This window comes from Erysipelatoclostridium sp. MSK.23.31, assembly GCF_019125875.1.
Classification (GTDB): domain Bacteria; phylum Bacillota_I; class Bacilli_A; order Erysipelotrichales; family Coprobacillaceae; genus Thomasclavelia; species Thomasclavelia ramosa.
This window is the reverse complement of sequence record NZ_JAHOCB010000048.1, coordinates 1-22,382: the sequence shown is the minus strand read 5'-3', so window position 1 is coordinate 22,382 and position 22,382 is coordinate 1. Positions and strand designations below refer to the sequence as shown.

General features: G+C 30.6%; 27 protein-coding genes. 8 read left to right on the top strand and 19 right to left on the bottom strand.

What is annotated here, in order from left to right; all coding sequences use genetic code 11:
* Positions 1–276 precede the first annotated feature (276 nt).
* The 3 genes from KSU54_RS16015 to KSU54_RS16005 all read left to right on the top strand — a co-directional run bounded on the left by KSU54_RS16015 (position 277) and on the right by KSU54_RS16005 (position 1,607).
* A complete protein-coding gene (locus KSU54_RS16015) occupies positions 277–477 on the top strand; it encodes a helix-turn-helix domain-containing protein (RefSeq protein ID WP_009299724.1) in 201 nt (66 codons plus the stop codon).
* Between the two features lie 132 nt (positions 478–609).
* Positions 610–981 (top strand): TnpV protein, encoded by a 372-nt coding sequence (locus KSU54_RS16010; RefSeq protein WP_009299723.1) that lies wholly within the window; start codon positions 610–612, stop codon positions 979–981.
* Positions 978–1,607 (top strand): hypothetical protein, encoded by a 630-nt coding sequence (locus KSU54_RS16005; RefSeq protein ID WP_009299722.1) that lies wholly within the window; start codon positions 978–980, stop codon positions 1,605–1,607. The genes KSU54_RS16010 and KSU54_RS16005 overlap by 4 nt, the downstream gene beginning before the upstream one ends.
* Before the next feature lie 232 nt (positions 1,608–1,839).
* Here the strand turns inward: KSU54_RS16005 and KSU54_RS16000 are convergent, their stop codons facing one another.
* The 10 genes from KSU54_RS16000 to KSU54_RS15955 form a co-directional block, all read right to left on the bottom strand.
* Positions 1,840–3,027, bottom strand: coding sequence for a UvrD-helicase domain-containing protein (locus KSU54_RS16000; RefSeq protein WP_009299721.1), 1,188 nt, complete (start codon positions 3,025–3,027; stop codon positions 1,840–1,842).
* A 1-nt stretch (position 3,028) separates the two neighbouring features.
* Complete coding sequence (locus tag KSU54_RS15995) at positions 3,029–4,642, bottom strand: ATP-dependent nuclease (protein ID WP_009299720.1); 1,614 nt, start codon at positions 4,640–4,642, stop codon at positions 3,029–3,031.
* 47 nt (positions 4,643–4,689) lie between these two features.
* A complete protein-coding gene (locus KSU54_RS15990; RefSeq protein ID WP_009299719.1) occupies positions 4,690–5,235 on the bottom strand; it encodes a hypothetical protein in 546 nt (181 codons plus the stop codon).
* A 154-nt stretch (positions 5,236–5,389) separates the two neighbouring features.
* On the bottom strand, positions 5,390–5,734 hold the full coding sequence (locus KSU54_RS15985; protein ID WP_009299718.1) for a hypothetical protein: 345 nt from the start codon (positions 5,732–5,734) through the stop codon (positions 5,390–5,392).
* Positions 5,735–6,193 (bottom strand): hypothetical protein, encoded by a 459-nt coding sequence (locus tag KSU54_RS15980; RefSeq protein ID WP_009299717.1) that lies wholly within the window; start codon positions 6,191–6,193, stop codon positions 5,735–5,737.
* 157 nt (positions 6,194–6,350) lie between these two features.
* The gene (locus KSU54_RS15975; protein ID WP_009299716.1) at positions 6,351–9,389 is read right to left on the bottom strand and encodes a type I restriction endonuclease subunit R; all 3,039 of its coding nucleotides are present in this window, start codon (positions 9,387–9,389) and stop codon (positions 6,351–6,353) included.
* 13 nt (positions 9,390–9,402) lie between these two features.
* Entirely contained in the window at positions 9,403–10,677 is a 1,275-nt protein-coding gene (locus KSU54_RS15970; protein ID WP_009299715.1) for an FRG domain-containing protein, read from the bottom strand.
* 43 nt (positions 10,678–10,720) lie between these two features.
* Positions 10,721–11,914, bottom strand: coding sequence for a restriction endonuclease subunit S (locus KSU54_RS15965; RefSeq protein ID WP_217751300.1), 1,194 nt, complete (start codon positions 11,912–11,914; stop codon positions 10,721–10,723).
* A gap of 10 nt (positions 11,915–11,924) precedes the next feature.
* Complete coding sequence (xerA, locus tag KSU54_RS15960; RefSeq protein WP_009299712.1) at positions 11,925–12,911, bottom strand: site-specific tyrosine recombinase/integron integrase; 987 nt, start codon at positions 12,909–12,911, stop codon at positions 11,925–11,927.
* A gap of 91 nt (positions 12,912–13,002) precedes the next feature.
* Positions 13,003–13,263, bottom strand: a complete 261-nt coding sequence (locus tag KSU54_RS15955) for a hypothetical protein (protein WP_009299711.1) — start codon at positions 13,261–13,263, stop codon at positions 13,003–13,005.
* 110 nt (positions 13,264–13,373) lie between these two features.
* On the opposite strand from KSU54_RS15955, the gene KSU54_RS15950 reads away from it, so the two are divergent.
* Positions 13,374–13,937, top strand: coding sequence for a restriction endonuclease subunit S (locus KSU54_RS15950; protein ID WP_217751156.1), 564 nt, complete (start codon positions 13,374–13,376; stop codon positions 13,935–13,937).
* Here the strand turns inward: KSU54_RS15950 and KSU54_RS15945 are convergent.
* From KSU54_RS15945 to KSU54_RS15935, 3 genes are read right to left on the bottom strand one after another with little or no spacing between them, the layout of a single operon-like run.
* Complete coding sequence (locus KSU54_RS15945; protein WP_217751299.1) at positions 13,934–14,437, bottom strand: restriction endonuclease subunit S; 504 nt, start codon at positions 14,435–14,437, stop codon at positions 13,934–13,936. The genes KSU54_RS15950 and KSU54_RS15945 overlap by 4 nt on opposite strands.
* Positions 14,427–15,935, bottom strand: a complete 1,509-nt coding sequence (locus KSU54_RS15940) for a type I restriction-modification system subunit M (RefSeq protein WP_009299709.1) — start codon at positions 15,933–15,935, stop codon at positions 14,427–14,429. Before KSU54_RS15940 ends, KSU54_RS15945 begins: the two co-directional genes overlap by 11 nt.
* 15 nt (positions 15,936–15,950) lie before the next feature.
* Positions 15,951–16,157, bottom strand: coding sequence for a helix-turn-helix domain-containing protein (locus KSU54_RS15935; RefSeq protein ID WP_009299708.1), 207 nt, complete (start codon positions 16,155–16,157; stop codon positions 15,951–15,953).
* Positions 16,158–16,438: 281 nt separating this feature from the next.
* Here KSU54_RS15935 and KSU54_RS15930 point away from each other — a divergent pair, with 281 nt between their 5' ends.
* The 4 genes from KSU54_RS15930 to KSU54_RS19530 all read left to right on the top strand — a co-directional run bounded on the left by KSU54_RS15930 (position 16,439) and on the right by KSU54_RS19530 (position 18,285).
* A complete protein-coding gene (locus KSU54_RS15930) occupies positions 16,439–17,293 on the top strand; it encodes an AAA family ATPase (RefSeq protein ID WP_217746680.1) in 855 nt (284 codons plus the stop codon).
* A gap of 182 nt (positions 17,294–17,475) precedes the next feature.
* A complete protein-coding gene (locus KSU54_RS15925) occupies positions 17,476–17,778 on the top strand; it encodes a ParB N-terminal domain-containing protein (RefSeq protein ID WP_009299706.1) in 303 nt (100 codons plus the stop codon).
* Positions 17,775–18,098, top strand: coding sequence for a tyrosine-type recombinase/integrase (locus KSU54_RS15920; protein ID WP_009299705.1), 324 nt, complete (start codon positions 17,775–17,777; stop codon positions 18,096–18,098). Before KSU54_RS15925 ends, KSU54_RS15920 begins: the two co-directional genes overlap by 4 nt.
* 4 nt (positions 18,099–18,102) lie before the next feature.
* Positions 18,103–18,285 carry a tyrosine-type recombinase/integrase gene (locus KSU54_RS19530; protein WP_081723955.1) on the top strand — a complete coding sequence of 61 codons (183 nt, stop codon included), beginning with the start codon at positions 18,103–18,105 and terminating at the stop codon, positions 18,283–18,285.
* Between the two features lie 177 nt (positions 18,286–18,462).
* Here the strand turns inward: KSU54_RS19530 and KSU54_RS15910 are convergent, their stop codons facing one another.
* The 6 genes from KSU54_RS15910 to KSU54_RS15885 all read right to left on the bottom strand — a co-directional run bounded on the left by KSU54_RS15910 (position 18,463) and on the right by KSU54_RS15885 (position 22,208).
* The gene (locus KSU54_RS15910) at positions 18,463–19,629 is read right to left on the bottom strand and encodes an AAA family ATPase (protein ID WP_009299704.1); all 1,167 of its coding nucleotides are present in this window, start codon (positions 19,627–19,629) and stop codon (positions 18,463–18,465) included.
* Positions 19,626–20,501 (bottom strand): hypothetical protein, encoded by an 876-nt coding sequence (locus tag KSU54_RS15905; protein ID WP_050810558.1) that lies wholly within the window; start codon positions 20,499–20,501, stop codon positions 19,626–19,628. The genes KSU54_RS15910 and KSU54_RS15905 overlap by 4 nt, the downstream gene beginning before the upstream one ends.
* A gap of 390 nt (positions 20,502–20,891) precedes the next feature.
* Positions 20,892–21,209, bottom strand: a complete 318-nt coding sequence (locus KSU54_RS15900; RefSeq protein WP_009299702.1) for a hypothetical protein — start codon at positions 21,207–21,209, stop codon at positions 20,892–20,894.
* Positions 21,172–21,360 (bottom strand): helix-turn-helix domain-containing protein, encoded by a 189-nt coding sequence (locus KSU54_RS15895; protein ID WP_233523613.1) that lies wholly within the window; start codon positions 21,358–21,360, stop codon positions 21,172–21,174. The genes KSU54_RS15900 and KSU54_RS15895 overlap by 38 nt, the downstream gene beginning before the upstream one ends.
* Positions 21,361–21,365: 5 nt before the next feature.
* Positions 21,366–21,800: a hypothetical protein gene (locus KSU54_RS15890; RefSeq protein ID WP_009299701.1), complete on the bottom strand. Its 435-nt coding sequence runs from the start codon at positions 21,798–21,800 to the stop codon at positions 21,366–21,368.
* Between the two features lie 207 nt (positions 21,801–22,007).
* Complete coding sequence (locus KSU54_RS15885) at positions 22,008–22,208, bottom strand: hypothetical protein (RefSeq protein WP_009299700.1); 201 nt, start codon at positions 22,206–22,208, stop codon at positions 22,008–22,010.
* Between the last annotated feature and the right edge of the window lie 174 nt (positions 22,209–22,382).

Genomic DNA, 22,382 nt, shown 5'->3' with positions numbered 1-22,382 from the left:
ACCCACGATTTTGGTACATCATATAAAATAGAAAGATCTCCATTATCGGCACAGTAAATTAAAGCTATTAAAACATCGTATGAAGGATGTAATAAGTCACAATGTATCGTAAAAAATGTTGATTTAATTTTTTATCCTGACACATTCGTTATCTTTAAAATAATTTTATACAATGTATTCAAATTAACAAAGAGAAGAAATTCCTCACCTTAAATTGAATGATATTGAATACTATCTCTTGTTTATAAAATTATGAAAGATAAAGGAGATCTAACTATGGAAAACAAAGACACAAAAACTGTTTCAGTCGGACAAGAATTTTACACAGCTCAAGAAGTCGCTACTATGCTAGGTGTATCTAAAACAAGTACATATAGAGTAATCAAACGCCTAAATGCAGAGCTTGAAGAAAAAGTATACATTACTATCACAGGCAAAATTTCAAAGCGTTACTTCCTTGAAAAATCTTATATTTAAACCCTAAATTGAAGTGTGAACTGACAACTCACACTTCTTTTTATTTACTTAAATATTTTAATCGACACATTCGTTTTATAGATAAATATCCGTTATCATAGTGATACAAAATATGAAACGGAGGAAAATCTTATGAAGTCAATTTATGAAAGAACCGGCAAAGGTTACACACAACAAGGCGATTATTTGTTGCCAAATCTTCAGTTAAATGGAGAACCTGAATACAATATTGGTATCTGGGGGCAACATTATCGTCAGCATTTAAAGACACAACACAAGGTGATCTACTACAATTATTTAACCAAAGGTACATTGTATCAACACCTTGTAGAAGTATATGAACGTGCTGAAAGTATGTTTAATCAGCTTGTTAAATCACTTGCCACAAAAGAAAAAGTTACCGAACAACTAAAAGAAAATGATATCCTGCTATGGGTTAAAAAGATGAATAACATCCGTAACAAAGCTATGGAAATCGTGAACAGCGAGGTGATTTATGTATGAGAAAACATTTCATTATCGCATTGATTTTGCTCTTCTCTGTATCAATATCGGCTTGTAATAAAGCTGAAATACCAGCAGAAACAAGTAATGTTTTACCTACACAAGAAACAGAAATCATTGAAGAAACTTCAACACAAATCACTACATCAGAGCCAGCAATAACAGAACAATTCACTACTCAAGTTGTAGTCCCAAAGGAAGAACAAAGGGAAAAAATCCTAACTACTAAAACAACTTTACCTCAAATTACAAAAGAAAAACCAACACGAAAACCTAAACCAACCGAAGATAAAACTACTATCAAAAATATTTCTGAATCTACTAAACCAGTTGAAGAAACTACGGTTCAGACTACAGAACAAACCATTCAAGAGCTGAAGGTAGACATTGACTATTACTTTAATTATGCAAAAAATTATACATTAAATATCGGTTTAACTTATGATGTTGAAGCAACAGAATGTTGGGATAATCCTATTTCTGTCACATCAAAAACTACTTCAACTATCGCAAATATCGAAAGCAGATTGAACAGGTACAAGAACATAGAAGGATTTGAATCTGTCTGCATTTGGTATGAAAAATGTGGCGAAAATGACTACGATTTATACATAGGTTACGCATAATACAAAAAGATAAGGCACAGTTTATGGACTTCAAAATCCATTACTGTGCCTTGTTTAAAGTATAACATATGTAGAACAAGTTTTTATGTATAATCTTAGCGAGCAGACCATTTGGGTAGCCACTTGCTATCCAAACGGTAAAACTGCCTCATCTGAACATTTCAGCGAGCAGTGCATTTGTGTACTCATATCCACAAATACCTCGTTAGGGAACACCCTAAGACCCTGCTATCTAACTAAGACAATATTTTAATGCATTTATTTTTTCTCCATCAATATCCAATAAAATTCTTTTAAATAAATTAGATTCTTTTACATTATCTAAAACAAAGACTACGCTGTGTTTTGCTCTGGTACAAGCAACATAAAATTTAGATTTTGTCTGTTTAGATGATATATTCTTACCCTCTTTTATAAATGGGGTTACTGTCGATACAGGAACAATAACAACTCTTTCAAAAGTAGCTCCTTTAGAATTCCCATAATTAAACACATCACAATGATGATGAAAGCTAATTTTTGATGCTTTGTTATATCTTAAAATAGTAGGTTGATATTTTTTACAATATAGATCTATACTTTTACTATCAATTATATATACACCTGCATTCTCTATTGTCGTGTCAACCGAAAATGGTATAACCATACTTTCTTTGTCTGAATGTATGGTGTTTATAAAATCACATATTTCCTTATTGAATCTTCTAGTTACATTAGAATATTCAACAGTACACAATTTATCTTTTTGAAGTTTCAAAAAATAATCTTTGATAGCATCATCTCTATATTTACTATTTTTCCTAGAATTGTTAGTCCTAAAAGTAGCTTGTTTAAAATCTCCTACACACCTAACATTAATTAGAGATTCAAACATAATTTTAATTATTTCTAAATCCCATCCTGCATAATCTTGTATTTCATCTATGAATATATAATCATAAATATTTTCTAATCGTTTGATTACCAACTGATTTGATTCTTCTACACATTTATGTGCTAATGCTGCAACATTATCTTTATGTATGTCTTTAGCAGCATTTAAATAATATTGTAAATGAGTTTGTTTATATCTAGTATTGATATTTACATCTTCATAAAATGCAATAGAATTTATAAAATTAGGAGGAATATTAATATTTAATTCTTGTCTTCCTCTTTTACATTTTAATTTCAATTTAGTTTGATATGGTTTTATTAAATCTGAAAGAAGAAAACTATACCATGTTTTTATTATAACGTTCTTATCAATTATTCCAAAATTTAATTTACAATACTCTTCTTCGATCGAATGTTTGCCCTCATTAGTATATGTAATAATTAAAATGTCTTTTTTAGTAGATTTCGAAAGTTCTATAGCTCTTCTACAAATATCATATGTTTTTCCATTTCCAGCTGCTGCAAAAACCACTTCGTTTTTCACTTTAATTATCTCCTATGGCTTTTTTTATATAATCAGGATAATTTATTTTTACTTCACTTTGAAAAATCCTTAATGCCCATTCGCTTTTATTTTTTATCATAAAATCACACAAATCACTATATTTTACATTAGCAATATTATTTCCTTTATATACGATACTACGAAACATGTCAAAATTATCTTCATTTGCTTTTAATACAGATGGCTCAAGTGTATTCAATTCATTATCATCTTCAATACAAAGCTTAATAATTGATGAATACTCTTCATATTTTTGTTTAACCTTTTGCCCATTACCGTCATTATCAGTAACGATAATAATTTCTTTATTTATTAATTGGGCTATTTTACAATATCTTTCAAATGCAATTCCACCTACTGATAAAACATCTATACCATCATCTATTGGAAGTTTTTCATATTTATCAATGTAAGCTTTTTGAATAATAAGTTCATCTGCTGGTCCTTCCACTAAAATAATTTTATTAGCTAATAATAAGCGTAATGTATTATAACCAGGTAATTTAACAAAATAATTATAAGTTTCTTTATCTAACGAGGAAAAAGAAACAACATTATTATTTGCAACTAAATGTAATTTATTCAAACCTAATTTATTTGCAACAAAACTACTGTGAGTCGATATGAATAATTGCTTGTTTTTATTATTAGATAATTTAGAGATAAGAATAGACATATTTGTAAAAGATAAATTATTTTCTGGCTCTTCTAATATTAGAAAATCAACATCTATATTTTGGTTAAAAACTAGTTCTGATTTCATCATATTCTGAGTTCCAAAACCTGAATTTTCAAATGGTATATTATCTATAGAAAGGCTCATTTCGTTTTTCCAATTGTCAATTTCACCTTCTTTTAGATTAAAACTAATTGATCTCCCTTTAAAAACTGGTTCATCCTTTATCTTTTCATTTAACAGCTTAACAACTTCACTTTCTTTGAAATTCTTTCTATTACTTCTATACGCTAATCTTAAATTTGTCTCATCTTCTTCTGATAAATAACTAGCAATACTATTAGAAACAAATTTATTTAACACCGAACCATAATCTTTCTTAGTAGTATCGATTATCGCAATTTTTTTAGATGTATTGTTAATGTAATAATCCCCTTGAGCAAATGAACTATACTCAATTTTATATAACTCTACTGGAATATCTATTATTTTTTTATCTCTTAATAATTCTTTATAAGTATCGCAATAATCATTATTAAAAATAATTCTCATTCTAACACCAACACAATCCTCTTTTAAAGAATTATTTGTTCCTCTATAGTGTTTAAATATAATATCTTCATCATTCAATCCATCAAAAAACACTTCTATTTCAATCTTAGGCAAGTTTGCTGATTTACAATTTACAACATCTTCTTTATATTTATTTCTTATATTTATATTGAACCAATCCGGTGTAACTTTAGAATATACATTTGTTCCATTAATCTTTCCGGATAAGCACATTGAGATAGCTTCTAAGATAGTCGTCTTGCCAGAATCATTTTCTCCTGCAAAAATATTTATATCTGGATTCATATTAATTATAGTATTTTCAAATATTTTATAATTACGTATCGATACTTTTGAAATGTACATTCTATTCCTTCTTTCATATGTAAATCAAATTATTTATTAGTAATTATCTATTTTTTATTATCCACATAAAGTAAAAATGTTCTTTTAGTAATCAGTAACAGTAACATAACTATCATAAAACTTGCAGAAAGAACAATAATCGAAATAATTTCTATCGCTATTTCATTATTAACCTGTGTTAATACAATAGACAGCACACCTGCAATCAAAGATAATGTCGTAGAAGTTATTATTGATACAAATGTTTCCTCAGCTACTTTTTTCTCAAGTTCTTTTTCGCTATCAATTTTCGATACTAATATTGCTGCAAATCCAAACAACACTGTAAATATAATAGAAAATACTGTTGTAAATAACTCTGCTAAATCAACAGAAATTATTAACTTTAATTTAACAACCACTACAACTGCTATCACAATAGGAAAAATTACAAAGCACACGAAATCCCACAGTGACAAATTCTTAGTTTTAGCATTTCTAAAAACTTTCATTTGTTCACAGATTATTTTTAATAATCTTACTTTTCTATTTCCAAATAACATTATCAAAAAAAGAACACCTACAAAAATCACCCAAAAATTTTGATTATTCATTATCATTCTCCTCGGATTTAATGCTTTCATAATAGTTATCTGTTATTTCTGACAATGATTTTACAAAATCATTTGAATCAGCATATTTTTGATGAAGTTCTTCGGTTATATCATAATTTCCTAATATTGAATCAAAGTCATTCCATTTTACCTTTTACCTTCTTTGCCCTACGCTTATTGCTATTTCTGCATCGTTATAATCTTCTGAATCGGAGCATTCTAATTTTATTCTTGCAAATGCAACATCTTTGTCAATTTGCCCATTGATCATTTGTTTAATAATACCCAAAACATTTTTGTTTGCTTTAGATTCAAGATTCGGTCCTAAATCTCGAACAGCTTTTTGTTTCTTTCGTTTATTCATATTTTCAGCTATATCGGATGAAATATCATTTTCAAAATATTGTAAAGTAAGTTTCTTAGGAACAACATCATCCTTCGTATCCATAAGTGGCAAATATAGTTCCATTTCTAATTTGATACCTTTACTTTTCAACATTTAATTAGCCGTTTCTAAAAATACTGTCTTACATCCAGAACCGTTTTGTCTATGAAAAATTATGACAAATGATTCATTACATTCATACATAAATATTTTATGTTCATAAAGTGATGCACTATCTGCACCAAAATCATATTTTTTCCCTGTTGTTGTTTTTATGATTTTAAAGGGCTTTCCTTGTTTACCGGCATAAGGTTCAAGCATCCATCTATTGGTCTCATTATATGGCACTCTATTATGTACTTTATCTTCTGGCAAAAAAATAGCTCGTTCTGTACTTTTCCCAACAGCTAAATCCGAGGTGAATTTACTATAATCGTCAACGAAGTTTGAAAACGTATAATCTGGTAATTCTCCATCTTTGATTTTATTTTTTAGTTCTTCCTTTAATGGGTTGTTGCGCTGCAAATAACTAAAAGCACACTTGTACGCTGTCAACGTTTCAATTTTAGACATTTTATATCCCCACTTCTTTTTACGTAAACTTAACTTCTTAATATAAAAATATTAACAAGTATATGATTTTTAGTTTAGTATTCATATTGTTTTTCTTTTTCAAAACTATTTATGTAAAAACTTTTCCTTAATTTATATAATATTTTATGCTACCAATTTACATAACATTATCTGTCCACAACTCGCATTGTGTCATAACAGTTTGTACTGCATCCTCCATACCTTCTGGCGGATACTTATGTTTCTTTAGTAGCTTTTTGATTAACATACGCATTTTAGCTCTTGCTGATTCACGCTTTTGCCAATCAATCGTTTTATTTTTTCTAAGTGTGTCTGTTAATTCTTTGGTTATAGCTATAAGTTCTTCATTTTCGTAAAAATCTTTTATTGCCTGAGGTTTTGTTAATGCGTCATAGAAAGCTAATTCATCTGCGGTTAATCCAAGCTGTTCTCCATCCTTGTTGGCTTCTGCAATCTGCTTTGCAAGTTTCAACATCTCTTCAATAACTTCTTCATTTGTAAGCATTCCATTAAGATATGCATTTAATGATCTTTGCATTAATTCGCTAAACTTTTCAGATTTAACTACATTAGTTCTTTTATATACAGAAACTTGTTCAGCAATCAACTTTTTAAGCAATTCAACCGCTAAATTTTTTTCTTTCATATTAGCTATTTCATTTAAAAATTTCGGATCGAATAAAGAAAATTCTTCTTTTACGTCAGAGAATAAATTGATAACTCCATCGCTTTTGATGCTTTGCTTTAATAACTCATTTATCCTAGCGTTCATTTCAGGCAATGAAATCTTTTTGCCTACGCCTGTATTAGTTAATCTTAAAACCAGAACTCTCACAGATTCAAAAAGTACTGCTTCAAATCTATCTACTTCACAAACAAGTGAAGAACACAAAGATAACGCTTGATGAAGCATTAAAGCTTCTTTAATAAATAAATCTCTTGTTTCTACTTTATCTCTATCCATAATGAAGTTAACTGCACCACTTATCGTTCTTGCTCTTTCAAGATTGCTTCCAGAAATAAATTGCTCGTAATTATATCCGTGGAACATATCTTTACATATAGCAAGCTTTTCAAGAAATTTTGGATAAGCAACTTTTGCAACGTCAGTATCTCCGTAATTCTTTTTATCACGAATAGTGTAATCGTTCATCGCTTGTTTAAGTGCAGTAGCAATACCTACATAATCCACAACAAGTCCGCCTTCCTTATCTTGGAAAACTCTATTTACACGTGCAATTGCTTGCATAAGATTATGTCCACTCATAGGCTTGTAAACATACATTGTTGCTAATGAAGGGACATCAAATCCAGTAAGCCACATATCAACAACAATAGCTATTTTAAATGGATTATTATTATCTTTAAACTTTCTTGCGAGCTCATCTTTATGGTGCTTATTACCAATTATTTCACGCCATTCTTCCGGATCATTATTCCCAGAAGTCATAACTACTCCAACTTTTTCAGTCCAAGATGGACGCAATTCAAGTATTCTTTTATAAATTTTCATTGCTATTGGACGTGAATATGCAACTATCATCGCCTTACCAGTTAGTAAGTTTTCACGATTGTTCTCATAATGATCTAAAATATCGCTAACCAATGAATTGATTGTATTGTCATTTCCAAGTATAGCTTCCATTTTACCAAGCTCGTGCTTACTTTTTTGAATAACTTCTTCATCGGCGTTTGCAGCCATAATATCGTATTCAGTATCAATTAGTTTAAGAGTTTGTTCGTCAAGATTTAATTTTATAACTCTGCTTTCATAATATACTGGCCGAGTTGCACCATCTTCCACGGCTTGAGTCATATCATAAACATCAATATAATCACCAAAAACTTCTCTAGTGCTTCTATCCTTAGATGAAATTGGAGTACCAGTAAATCCAATGTATGTTGCGTTCGGTAAAGAATTTCTTATAATTCTTGCTGTACCAATTTTAATTTTACCTGTTTTTTCATCAACTTTTTCGGTAAGTCCATATTGTCCTCTATGTGCTTCATCAGCCATAACAACGACATTGCTTCTTTCAGAAAGTGCATCTTTAGATTCTTCAAATTTTTGCATTGTGGTAAAAATAATACCGTTGGCTTGCCTGCCTTCAAGAAGAGTTTTTAAATGATCTCTGCTTTCAGCTTGAATTGGTTCTTGTCTAAGAAAGTCTTTACATTTTGCAAATTGCCCGTAAAGTTGATTATCAAGATCATTTCTATCAGTTATAACCACAATGGTTGGACTATCCAAAGCTTCTTGTAACAAATGAGCATAAAATACCATTGATAAAGACTTTCCGCTACCTTGAGTGTGCCAAAACACACCACCTTTACCATCTGTAACAGTCGCCTTTTTAGTCGATTGTATAGCTTTATTAACAGCAAAATATTGATGGTATCCCGCTAAAATTTTATATGATTTAATACCCTCATTAGAAAAACAAATGAAGTTTTTTATAATATCTAGTAGTCTTTTCTTTTGAAACATCCCAAAGAAAAATGTATCAAACTGTGCATATTGTGTGTTTTCATAATTACCATCAGTTGTTTTCCACTCCATAAAACGGTCTTCACCAGAAGTTATAGTACCGGCTCTAGAAGTAAGTTGATCACTCATAACACAAATTGCATTATAAATAAACATCGATGGTATTTCTTTCATATAATTACGAAGTTGTCTATATGCTTCAGATACATCTGTTTCTTCTCTAGATGGTGATTTTAACTCCACAAGGACTACTGGTAGTCCATTCAAGAATAGAATTACATCTGGCCTTTTATTACTGTTTTCAATAAAGGTCCATTGATTAGCAACAATAAAAGAGTTATTATCAACATTTTTATAATCTACAATATAAACAATAGAAGAACACTCTTCTCCATTATCTACATAACGTACTGGAATACCATTTTGTAAGTAATCCATAAAAATTGCATTTTGACGAATCAACTCTCCATTTTCAAAATTCTTTAATTTGAATAAAGCATCCTGTATAGCATCATCAGGCAGCCCTCTATTCAATTTATATAAAGAGTCTATTAAAACATCTTCATAATATGGAACATAAAAGTCTCTTTCTATATCCGGACCATATATGTATTCATATTCCAAATCATTTTTAAAAAGCTCAATTATAGAATTTTCATAATCAGCTTCTGAATATAAACTCGGCATATTTACTGCCCCCTTATTCTTGATAATCGTTCTGTAACTCTTTTATCTTGTACAAAACTTCATCAACAATTGATTTTGCTGTGTTTTTAGCAATAACAAGATCCATATTATTTCTGCGTAAAACATCCGCAATGGCAAAGCGCATCTTACTTAATACAGACTTTCGATTATACCAATCCACTGAAACATTTTCCATAATCGCAGTGGTGCAATCATCAACTAAAAAACGATTGACTTTCGCCGTGACTACTCCATTAACTATTTCATATAACTGCTCATTAGAAATATTATCTTTTGTTTCAATTGATATGACATCATTTGACATAGGAATTTCGACCTCCATAAAGCTAGAAATTGTTGGTGATGTTATGTTGGATTTGCTTTTCTTTATATATGCCATCTGATGCTCTAACTCAGGGAATAATGACCCTTCATTGATGTTGCAAAAATCAAGTTCAGATAGAATTTTGCTCTTTTTATCTGATGGAATAATAAAGTACTCATTGTTAAATTCAGACCTTGTACTGCTAATTGCAGCTGAAATTACACTTTTTCCGATATCCGATGGATTTATTGTGATATTGTACTTTCCTGCCAAAATAAATGAACCGTTTTGTCTAATCAATCGCTCATTATTTAAATTTGAAGATACAAAATAATTACTTTGCAACATTTCAATTAAACTCTTATATTGGTTCTTTCTGCAATTTTCAGCACCTTTTTCTGTATATATGTGTTGCATTTCTAAATAATCAAGAAATTCTTGGAGTGTTAGATTACTACCTACACAAAGAATTGCTAAGCAAGAAATTACAGACACTTCCATATCCATATGGTTTTTACCATATGCTTGTTGGTAAAAGACCACACCATCAGTTTCAATATCTTGCCCTGTTTCCAAGTCTTTTTCGATATGTGGCTGACAAGCAAAATATAAAGCAACCAGTGGATTTGCAGTTACATCCAATAAACGAGTAGGTAATCCATAATGTTGTAACTTCGCTAAACGTTCAAAATCTGTCGACAACAATCTAAATTCGGACGGATTTCTTATATAAGCATTTCGAACCATTTCGGCTTCACTTGCTAAATACTGGTTTCTAAAAATAATTGGAGCAACATCCCAACTCGCATTTGCTTGTCCACGAAAATAGAAATTTCTGTTCTCTGGTTCTTCGCTTTCATCCAGATTAGCGGCATCCCTTATATTAAAAATCTCTTTCATAAAATCAGAAAGACATTCTATTTGAATGGCACCATCTGAATATTCATCTATAGGTAATGACAATTTATTCCCACCTTTCTTAATTTATAAACAATAATTTAACGGCTTAAAGGTCAATATTGGAGATATCAAGTTCGCCTGACATCAACTTTGGCAAAAGAGTATCACGAAGCTTAGTCAAATTGCTTGTTTCAGTTTGGTTTGCCTTGATTTTTGCAAACATAGGTGCTGTTAAACGGTGAAATTCAATAATTTCTTCATCGGTAGGTACTACAAAAGGCATACCTTTAATGATTTTTGAGTTTACAGCAGTTGCTATTGATGATGTGCTTCCCATTGTTTGATAGTTAAAGCATTTCAGATAGCAGTACAAATATTCATTGATTTTCTTTTTGTCAGTTTTGAAATGTGCAATAGCTTCGTTGGTGGTAATTTCGCCGTCTGTTATTGCAATTCTGCCAACCGTTAATTTGAAACTAAGCAAAACGGTGTTGTCAGGTACGATTTTAACATTATGGCGGTCAATGGCTTCTCTTGTAAGTTGTTCAGAACTGCTATTGATATAAAGACCGCAAGTTCCCATATCTGATATGGATACCCAAGTAACATCTTGAGGATTTGTGCTAAACCATTGCGGTTCTTTCCTCGGTGGCGTTTTACCGATGGAAATATCAAAGTATTCGTCAGCACGACAAATTTGTCGCTTATCGTTGACTGTATCGACAAATTTATTGCGATATAAAGTTAGCACTTGCTCCAGTAAATTATTGTTTATCTCATTATTGCTTTTTATTTTTTCATCTATACTTGTAAGAATACTTACCATAATATCTTGTGTACTTCTTTCAATCATAGGAATTGGCATTTTTCCAAGCGTTTGAGCATTGATATTTCCACGAGTACTACCCGTATTAAAAGAGTTAATCCAATCTTTATATGGCTTAGACTGACAATAATACTTTATATATTTTGGGTTAACTTTATTTTCATCAATACTGAACTTTATAAGAAATCCTGCATAAACAAATTCACCATCAGACCCATCGTAAAAGTAATTACGACCGGTACTTGCCCCAGTTCTTGCAAACACAATATCATTTGGTTTTAATAGATATTCTTCTGCCTTTTCATCATCTACTGATTTTAAACCGTTTTTATTTAATGTTCCATCATCATTTATATCCGTTATTCTTAAATAAGTATATAATTCGCTCGAAAATGGAACGGCACTAGCTCCAATACCATAAGAACCTTTACCATCTACTGATAATGATGCTAATGTTACAATTTGTTCAATCATAACCGTCCTCCTATCCAATATATCTTTTATGTGCTATCTTCACATTACTTTGCTTAACCATTGCATATTGCAATGTTGTATCTATCTTTTGATGCCCTAATAACTTTTGAAGTTGTTCTATTGGCATTCCTTTATCAATAGCTTTAGTTGCCAATGTTCTTCTAAACTTATGTGGGTGTGCTTTTGGTATTTCTAGTTGTTTACCAATATTTCTTACAATTGTCTCAATAGCTCCAATCGTTAATCGATTATATGGTTTTCTCATTGAAACAAATAAAGCTTTATTTTCATCACTTCTACTATCTATATAATTTTGAAGATGAATCTTAGTTCTTGCATCAAAGTATACTATTCTTTCTTTATCTCCTTTACCAAAAACAACGCATTCTCTTTCATTAAAGTTAATATCATCAATATTTAATAAAACAAGTTCACCGACACGCATTCCTGTTGAAGCTAATATATCAATTAAAGCTAAATCTCTAAGACTATTACAGTTATCTCTCATTAATTCTAATGATTCATCAGAATAAGTTTCTTTAATAGTCGTAGCCGATTTGACTTTATGTATTCTCCTAACTGGACTTTTAACTATATAATCTTCATCCTCAAGCCAAGAAAAGAAACTTGATAATATCCGTCTTATATTATCAATAGTTACTCTACTAGATTTATGAACATTTTGATAATCAGTTAGATATTTTCTTAAATCATCAGTAGTAATGTGTTTTACATGTTTTTGGATAGTATTTAGAACTATTTGAATAGTTGACTCATAGTAATGCAATGTTTTTTCTGAACAACCTTCTAAACGTTTAGAAGATAAGAAAGATTCAACATAGTGTTGATTATCTTCACCATTTAGTTCATCTTTGATTTCTTCAATCTTATAATTTACTAATACCATATCTAACACTTCTTTTAGTTTTTCATATTGATCATCTCTTAATAGATGAATCATACTTTGTAAGACTTCATTTTTAATAATTTCTTTCATAGTCATTCTCCTCTTACTAAATTAGTTAAGAACGACTAGCAACGGCTGTCCTTTTACATTGCCTCTGCCGTTGATAGAAGCCTTTTATTTTTTATCTTTTATCTCTTTCTTTTCTGTTTTTTGCAGTTCGAATATGATCTTTAGCTTCACTAAGCCGTAGATCAAAATGTTTTTGTAGTAAAGTTATAATCTCTTCTTCTTTCAATGTCGAATCAACTAATAGGTTTAGTGTTTTTAATAAACACACTTGAAATCCATTTTCAAAAGACTCATTTATTTCTACATCTTTCTTATCAATAAAATCCTCTCTTACTTCATTTATTAAATTTTTCAACACATCTTTAAAATTCATACAATCTCCCTTCAAATCTTTGAATAAACAATAATTTAGAGCAGCAAGCTCAAGTTCTATATGAGAACACTTTCCGTGTTCCATCAGATATTGCGACGAAAAGTATATCTTTGTCTGATTTAATGGACTATGCTGGTGGAAGTCAGCCTCCTGCTTCAGAATTTATTAACATTGAAAAGGAAGGCTATATCCGTTTTGTTCAGATTAGAGATTATGATACAGATAGTCATATAACATATATACCTATTTCATCAAAAAACAAAATATGTGAAGAACACGATATAATGATTGCTCGATATGGTGCTTCTTTAGGTAGGATTTGTTTCGGAATCAATGGTGCGTATAATGTAGCACTTGCAAAAGTTTTTCCAAAGCAACCCTATTTCAGAGAGTTTTTGCGCTGCTATTTATCATCTCGAACCTTCTATGAAGGAATAAACAATAAAGGCGGGCGAAGTGCTCAAGCTGGTTTCAATCAAGGTGATATAAACTCATTTATAATTGATTTTCCTATTGATGAAGCAATTGTGAAAAGATTTGAAAATACGGTATCTCCAATGTTTGAGCAACGATTACAGCTAAAAAAGGAAAATCAGCGCCTTAAGGATTTGCGTGACACTTTGCTTCCTCGCTTAATGTCCGGCGAGCTTGATGTGTCCGAAATCGATCTTTAAGCAGCTAAATTATTGTTTATTGCATTGTTAAGTTCAATTTTTTCATCTAACGATTTCAAAATACTTGCAACTTTATTTTGCGCATTCAAATCAAACATCGGAACTTCATACTGCATTATCGAGGTTTTGTCTCCTCGTGGCATTTTTGTTCCTTTTGATGTTGCCATCGAATATGTGAAAAAATCATCATTTGCAAGTACATAATACAAGAAATTTCTATCTGTATTTGACTTAGGCACAAAAACTAATACATCATTGGAACAACCACCATTATATTTTGCTTGCCATATTTTTTTGAAATACGGACGAATATTAGAAACAAGAACATCACCTTTTTTATATTCTTGTACTAAAGAAACAGTTGGTAAAGAACTCGCATCAGTAATTCCACACTTATTTGGTAACATATTCTCCGTTGATATGTAGTTTTTCGTATTTAAGTTTTCTATATCTATTTTTCCTTTACGAAAACTACAAATATCCAAAAGCTTACACTTCATACCCAATCGCCCCCAATTTCTTACGAATCTCTTCCTCAAGCTCGTGTGACTTTGTAAACATATCAGAAAGTTCAGAAGTTAATCGAGTCATTTTTTCTTCAAATGGTTCTCCGTCATCTTCTTGTTCTTCAATTCCTACATAGCGACCAGGTGTTAATATATAATCTTGTTTTGCAATATCTTGTATATCACAAGTAGCACAGAAGCCTTTTATATCTTCAAGTGTTCCATTTTGGAATTCTTCAAATGTATCTGCTAATTTTTGAATATCTTCATCAGTAAAGTCTCTATGTTTACGATCTACCATATAGCCCATTTTTCTCGCATCGATAAATAGAGTTTTACCTTTTTGTTTTTTATTTTTGCTAATAAACCATAATGTGACCGGAATTGTAACGCTATAGAATAATTGTGTAGGAAGTGCAACAATTCCCTCAACTAAATCGGCTTCAATAATATTTTTTCGAATATCTCCTTCACCACTACTTTGAGAAGATAACGCGCCATTAGCCAAAACTAAACCAATTTTTCCATTAGGTGCTAAATGATGAATCATATGTTGAATCCAAGCATAGTTGGCATTGCCTGCAGGAGGTGTACCATACTTCCATCTAACATCGTCTTTTAATTTATCTTGTCCCCAGTTCGAAAGATTGAATGGAGGATTTGCCATAATAAAGTCTGCCTTTAATGTTTTATGCAAATCATTAAAGAATGTATCTGCTTGATATGGGCCAAAGTCTGCATCAATTCCTCGAATTGCCATATTCATTTTTGCCATCTTCCAAGTATCAGCGTTTGATTCTTGTCCGTAGACAGCAATATCTCCACGTTTACCACTATGAGCCTGAATAAATTTAGCACTTTGTACGAACATACCACCCGATCCACAACAAGGGTCATAAACACGACAATTTGCAAAAGGTTTTAAAATAGCAACAATTGTTTTAACAATACTTGATGGTGTGTAGAATTCACCACCTTTTACACCTTCATACGCTGCAAATTGCTGTATACAATATTCATAAGTTCTACCTAGCAAATCCTTATCATTTTCATCATCGTTCATATGTATATGATTAGTAAAGATATCTACTACATCCCCTAAAACTCGCTTGTCCAAATCCGGACTTGCGTAGTTCTTAGGTAAAACATTTTTAAGAGCAGTATTTTCTTTTTCAATAGCTCTCATTGCGTTATCGATCGTTGTTCCAATTTCAGGAGTATGAGCAGAAGATGCTATTTTGCTCCAACGAGCTTCTTCCGGCACGAAAAATACATTTTCCATTGCATATGCATCTCTGTCATCCTCAAATCCGTCACCATCAGCTACCAATTCGTTATATCTTTTTTCAAAGGCATTAGATATATAGCGAAGAAAAATTAAACCAACGATAACCTTTCTGTATTCAGCTGCTGGAATATGCCCCCAAAGAACACAAGCAGCATCCCATATTTGTTTTTCAAACCCTATGTTTGCATTGTTTTTTTCAGCCATTATTTTATCCTCCAATTATTCTTCAAATAATATTTCGCATATATCTTCAATATTGCAATTAAGTGTTTTGCAAATCTTTGCAAGGACTTCTAATTGAACGGACTCATTCTTACCGAGTTTAGCCATTGCATTTGAAGAGATACCTGCTTCTTCACGCAGTTTAGTTTTATTTATATTCTTATCTATCATTAGTTTCCAAAGTTTGTTATACGAAATAGTCATCATATTCCTCCGTTCTTTTATAACAATTTTACTCATTATACCACTATTTTCTTTATTTTTCAATTTTATTTCATATATTACAATTCAATATTTAACTTCTCAACGAAACATTTTATTTTTCATTATTTGAAGAATAGGATGTTTTTATGGCAAATTATGAAAATTTAATTATTTTTTTAATTTCACCCGTACGATTACCCACTTTCAGTCCAAACAAGTGATGGGACATTTCATTCACAAATATATTCTCTTCAAACAACACAAAGAAAGGAGCGAAACAAATGAACTTTGAAATTACAAAAGCAAGCGAAGTCAAAGTACGCAAAGTGGAATGGTTATGGTATCCATTTATCCCTTTTGGCAAAGTTACAGTCATTCAAGGTGATGCAGGTGATGCAGGTGATGGTAAGAGTACGTTCATCTTAAAACTTGCAGCAATGCTTACAAATGGCGAACCAATGCCATTTACCGACGGAAACAACCTTGAACCAATGAATGTGATCTACCAGTCAACCGAAGATGATGCAGATGATACGATAGTTCCTCGTTTTATTTCAGCTGGCTGTAATACAGAAAAGCTATTATTCATCAACGAAAAAGAACATTACCTTAGCTTTTCTGATGAACGATTGTTAGAGGCTATAAGAGCAACCAAAGCAAAACTTATCATCCTTGATCCATTGTCTGCCTATATTGGCGAATCAACTTCCATTAACTCTGCAAATGAAGTAAGAAGTCAGTTTAGACCACTTATTGACATTGCCAAAGAACAAGGTTGTGCCATTGTGATTGTTCACCATATGAATAAAGCAATGGGTCAAAAAGCCGTGAATAGAGCCGTTGGATCAGTTGATATTGTCGGTGCTGCAAGAAGTGTTTTAATGATAGCTCGTACCGATAAAGAACGACCAAATGAACGCATTTTAGTACAAGTCAAAAGCAATCTTTCTCCTGCCGGTTCTGCCATTGTTTTTAGTATTAGTGAAAATGGCATCGAATGGATAGAAGAAACAAGCAAAACAGCAGATGAAGTTTTAGGCAATGCATTCTCGTCAATGGGTAGACCAGATGAACAAATTCAAAAGGCAAAGGACGTTTTATCAAGGTTATTATCCGACCACAAACCAAAACCATAGAGCCTTATAATGGAACAATTTAAGACTATGGGTATTAGTGAAAGCACCGTTAAAAAAGCCAAAGCACAGCTTAATATCCGTTCTGTAAAGCAAGGCACATATTGGTATTGGGTGCTTGAATAAAGCAACTTACCGACAAAATGTAACTTATTACTTCCTTCATTCAAAAGAAAGGAGCGTCTATGGAAATACAAGAAATCAAAATCAAAGATTGCATTGCTTTTAAAGATAATCCTTTCAAGATTCGAGACACTCTTGATATGGAATTACTCGTTGAAAGCATTGCTGAAAACGGTGTACTGATACCGATTGTTGTACGCAAAGCAAAGTTAAACCAATATGAAGTTATCAGTGGTCAAAGAAGAATATATGCTTGTCAAAAGGCAGGTATTGAAAGCATACCAGCTATTGTAGAAGAACTCAGCCGAGATGAATCTATTATTATGCTTGTAGATGCAAATCTACATATGATGATCCAACGATGAAGGTTATCTTTAATCTTTTATTTTATAGTGGTATCCGTGAAGGTGAAATGCTTGCCCTGACGCTTAATGATTTCAACTTTGAAAACAACACATTATCCATCAACAAAAGTTATGCCGTTGTGGATAAGAAAGAAATTATCAAAGAACCAAAGACACCAAAGAGCAAAAGAATTGTTGCTATATCATTACCAATTATGAATCTTGTAAAAGAATATTCGCAAACAATCTATGGTTACAAGCCGAATGAAAGATTGTTTCCAACAACGAAAAGTTCACTCTATCGTGCAATGAAAAAAATACAGCGAACTAGCCGGAGTTAAAAAGATTCGTATTCACGATTTAAGACATTCCCACGCAAGTTTACTTATTGAAAAAGGCGTTCCACCTCTTGCGATAAGTGAACGCCTTGGACACGAAGATATACAAACAACATTAAATACCTATTCGCATTTATATCCCAATAAGCAAAATGAAATTGCTGATATGTTATCTTCGCTTATGGTTTAATTTAAATTGTATTGATAACGAACATTATATTACAAATAAAACCTCTGAAGCTCCTATAATTAGGAAATTCAGAGGTTTATAAATTAAAGAATCTAAAAATACAATCATAAGTTTTATCTCGCACCAAATAACAAACTTTTACAACTTAGATATATTATTTTCTTTAAGTTTTACATATTAAGATTTAACACAGGCAACAAAAGTATCCTTTATTTTTTTATTTAAATCTCTCATATTACTAAATTTAGAAACATCAATCTGACTGACAATAGTATCGTGTAATTTATCGGGTATATCCTTTGAAACAAACTTCTTGTATTTTTCAACAATTTCATTAACTCTAAAATGAACAAATTTCCTTTTATCTTCATCTGTTAATAAATTGAAAACTCCTTTATAATCAAAACGAGACCTCAATTCGGGCGATATCTTTGTTTTGAAATTTTCCTTAGAAATATTTGAAGTAAATACAATAATATATCCGTTAGCATCATACTCATCTGCTTGGGAATTAATAATTTTACCGTTCTCAAGAACATCCAAAAAATAATTGAATACTGCGTTATCTGCCTTCTCAAATTCATCAATTAATATTAAACCTACATCAGATTCGTTAACTCTTTTAAGTAATTCACCTCCGTCACTTCCGATATATCCTAAAGGACTACCAATTAGACTGTTAAGTGCATCGTGACTGCTATAGTTTCCAAAATTTATTTTTGCTAACTTTGTTTTGCTTCCAAGTGCCTTATGAATAGTTCTGGCAACCTCAGTTTTACCTACGCCAGAATCTCCCATCAAAAACAACGATAATATTTTATGTTCCCCTAGTTTATTAAATACTCTAAATGAAGTAACCAATTCTTTGAATTCTTCTTTAAAACGTTCGTGACCATATAATCTTGAATCAAAAGTAGAAAAAAACAAATTCAGTTCTGTTTCGTTTAAATCAGTTATTTTTTTGACTGTGGATGATTTTGTTTCTTGTAATGGTTTAACTTCATCTGTATTTTCGCTGATTTTAGTTTCAACATCCCTAAAATCATCAAATACATATCGAAAAAGATATTTTGCATCTTTCTCATAAGCTTTATCACATATAAAATAATTGTTTTCTTCCAAACTATTTATAAGTTGTTCGAAATTAAGCATATGTAAATCATTATTTTTTATGAAATTTACAATATATGAAAGATCAATATAATATTGCTGATGACTATCTAAACTTTCAATTTTTTGAGATGAAAGTAATTGAGACATACTGATAAATTCAAACCCAGCTTCTATTTGCTCTGTTTTAAAATTAAAGAACTGATTTTTTGTGTAGAAAACTAGTTCACTCATTCAGCAGCCTTCTTTCTTTTTGAAGTTTTTTTCTTCTTTTCCATTTCAGTATTCTCTGAATTTATTACCTGAACTATCGCAAGAAGATCAATATAATTATAATCCAATTCATCACTTTCACTTTTCATTTTAGCTTTATGAGATTCAGTGTATTGACTATTATGAACTTCGTCATCTGAATCAGATTCCGATGCTTCTCCTAATTCTTGAAAGAATTCGAATGAATTTTTCAATCCGTTAATTTTTATTTTTCCCTTGTAGATTCCAATTAAAGATACATTTCCAATAAACAAATCATCTACATTATATGAATTTTCAAATTCATTCTCAAAAGTAAGAGGAATTTTTATCAATATTTGCTCATCACCATTATTAAGTTTACCCTTTAGTTTATAAGAATAATCTTTAAAAATCGAATTGAACACATTGTTGATGTCAAGTCCACCGGCTTCTGGTAAATGCATACCTTTAAAAGAACCATTAGAAAACATTTTAACAGTTCTTAATTCCGTTTCATTTTCTAACGAAAGTGATACATTATCAATTCGAACAAGCTGTCCTTCAGTAAGATCTCTAAAGTCGTTAACAATCTTACACTTTTCTAATACTTCATTTAGAATAAGTGATTTAGTCATTGTTACTTTAAAATTTTCAAGAACTTTTTGTGAATCAGTTGATCCTGTTTTAATGTCGGAACCAATTTCTCCATTAAAAAGTTTTAAGAACTTTGTTCCCATTTTAGCCTGTAATTCAGCATCGATATTATCATTATTTCCAACTTCGACACTTTGGTCTGTTTTTATTACATTACTAAGCATCATTTTTATTTCATAAACTTTTGTAAAATTCAAATAATAAATATTAAATAGCATTATATCAGTTTGACCTCCAACAAATTTGATCATTTTCTAAGCAAAAACAAACAAGCATAAAGAATCTTGTATAAATATCTACTCCTCCTTATTTATTAATATCTTGTTTTTCTATAACCTAATTTCATATTTATTCCGTGTTAAAATTTACTATATTGGTTAATATAATAAGATTTCTTGATTTGCCTATTAGTATAACATAAAAATTATTCTTTTCAATGTACGATAAATTTTATGAAATTAAATACCTATTCGAATTTATATCCGAATAAACAAAATGAAATTGCAGATATGTTATCTTCGCTTATGGTTTAAACTATGGGAATAACGCATCTTCTCTCTAGGTGGTACACTTTTGGTACGATGAGAGGTTTTAATTACATTATATTTTTATTCCAGTTCAATTGTTTTCGCTAAAATTAATAATAGCATCTCCTGATCTTTAAAATTATTTGTAAAAAATACCCCTTCTACACTATCATTAAAAACAATAATATCATTATAATCGATATTATTTTTATCAATTTGGATTTCTGTTATGTCATTTATCTCTTCAACATATACTTTTACATATTTATATATTTTTGCTTTTTGCAAACCTTCTATTTGCTCTGTTCTATAAAGGATATACCCACTATGATTGAACAATGCAGTATCTATATCTGTTGGATCACTGTTTTTTAGAACAATTTTGTTGTGATAATCCATTTTCATTACCCTTTCTGTATCCACACAATTCGGCAAATTCATCATTCGTTAGTTCTAATGCTTCAGCAATAGCTAGCAGATAATCAATACCAGGATTTTTAGTTTTACCATTAATTATTTTACCTAAATGAGAATCGTTTAAGTGCGTAATACGACTTAATTTGTTAATAGAAATATTTTTTTGTTAATTATATTTTTAAGATTTTCAAATACTGTATTTTTCTTGTAACAGTGCAAAGAATCGAAGTCTGAAGATACATTGAGTACAGTCTTCACTTTAAATCTATCGGATTCTAGTAATGTTAACGCTTCTTCGATAGATTTATTATTTTCATTATAATTGTAGTATTCACCAAAGTCATAAATTAACAGTTCAGCTTTTAAAACATTTGCGCAGTTATGTGTTAGGATTTCGTCTCTTTGATTTTTGAATTTTGGATCATCATAGGCAGTCAATGCAGTTAATATTTCCAGTAAATTAAACCCATCATTATTTTTCAATTTCATTAATTCATCTAATAACTGCAATTTATCATTACTGCATGCTAATTTTTCCACATTACATTTGAAATCTTCTTTTTTTGTTGACATTATTCATCATTCATTTCTGTATCTCAACATTTGAAATAAAACTATTAAAAAAATATTATTATAACACAAACTTTATCTATATAACGAACTTCTCCACTCCATAAAAAATGAGGATATTCACAAAGACACTCAGTTAAAGACTCTGCTATTTCAAAATAATCATAATTGAAAGCCACTTTTAATTCATTATGGTGTTTTTTAGCCAGCCTAATTTATTCTTGATTTTTTTTCAGATAATTTTTTCCATGCAATAATTCTGTCATATTCATCTCCAAATTCTTGCCATTCCCCATTTTCAAATCTCAATTTTAAAATATCACTTGAATTATCCATACAATTCATTACATATACATAATATGTACCATTTACATTTGGATTGCTTTCTAAAATACTAGTCCATTTATCCACTCTTTTTATCCTCCTCATTGTCAGTCTCAATAACCTTTGGAATAAAACAAATTTCATTATATGAAATAGAATTTACACTATACAATCTCTACTTATACTTAATTCTACTTCTACCTTGGCATTTTCAATGCCTGCATCTCTAAATAATGTTTTTACTGTATGTAAAGCATACAG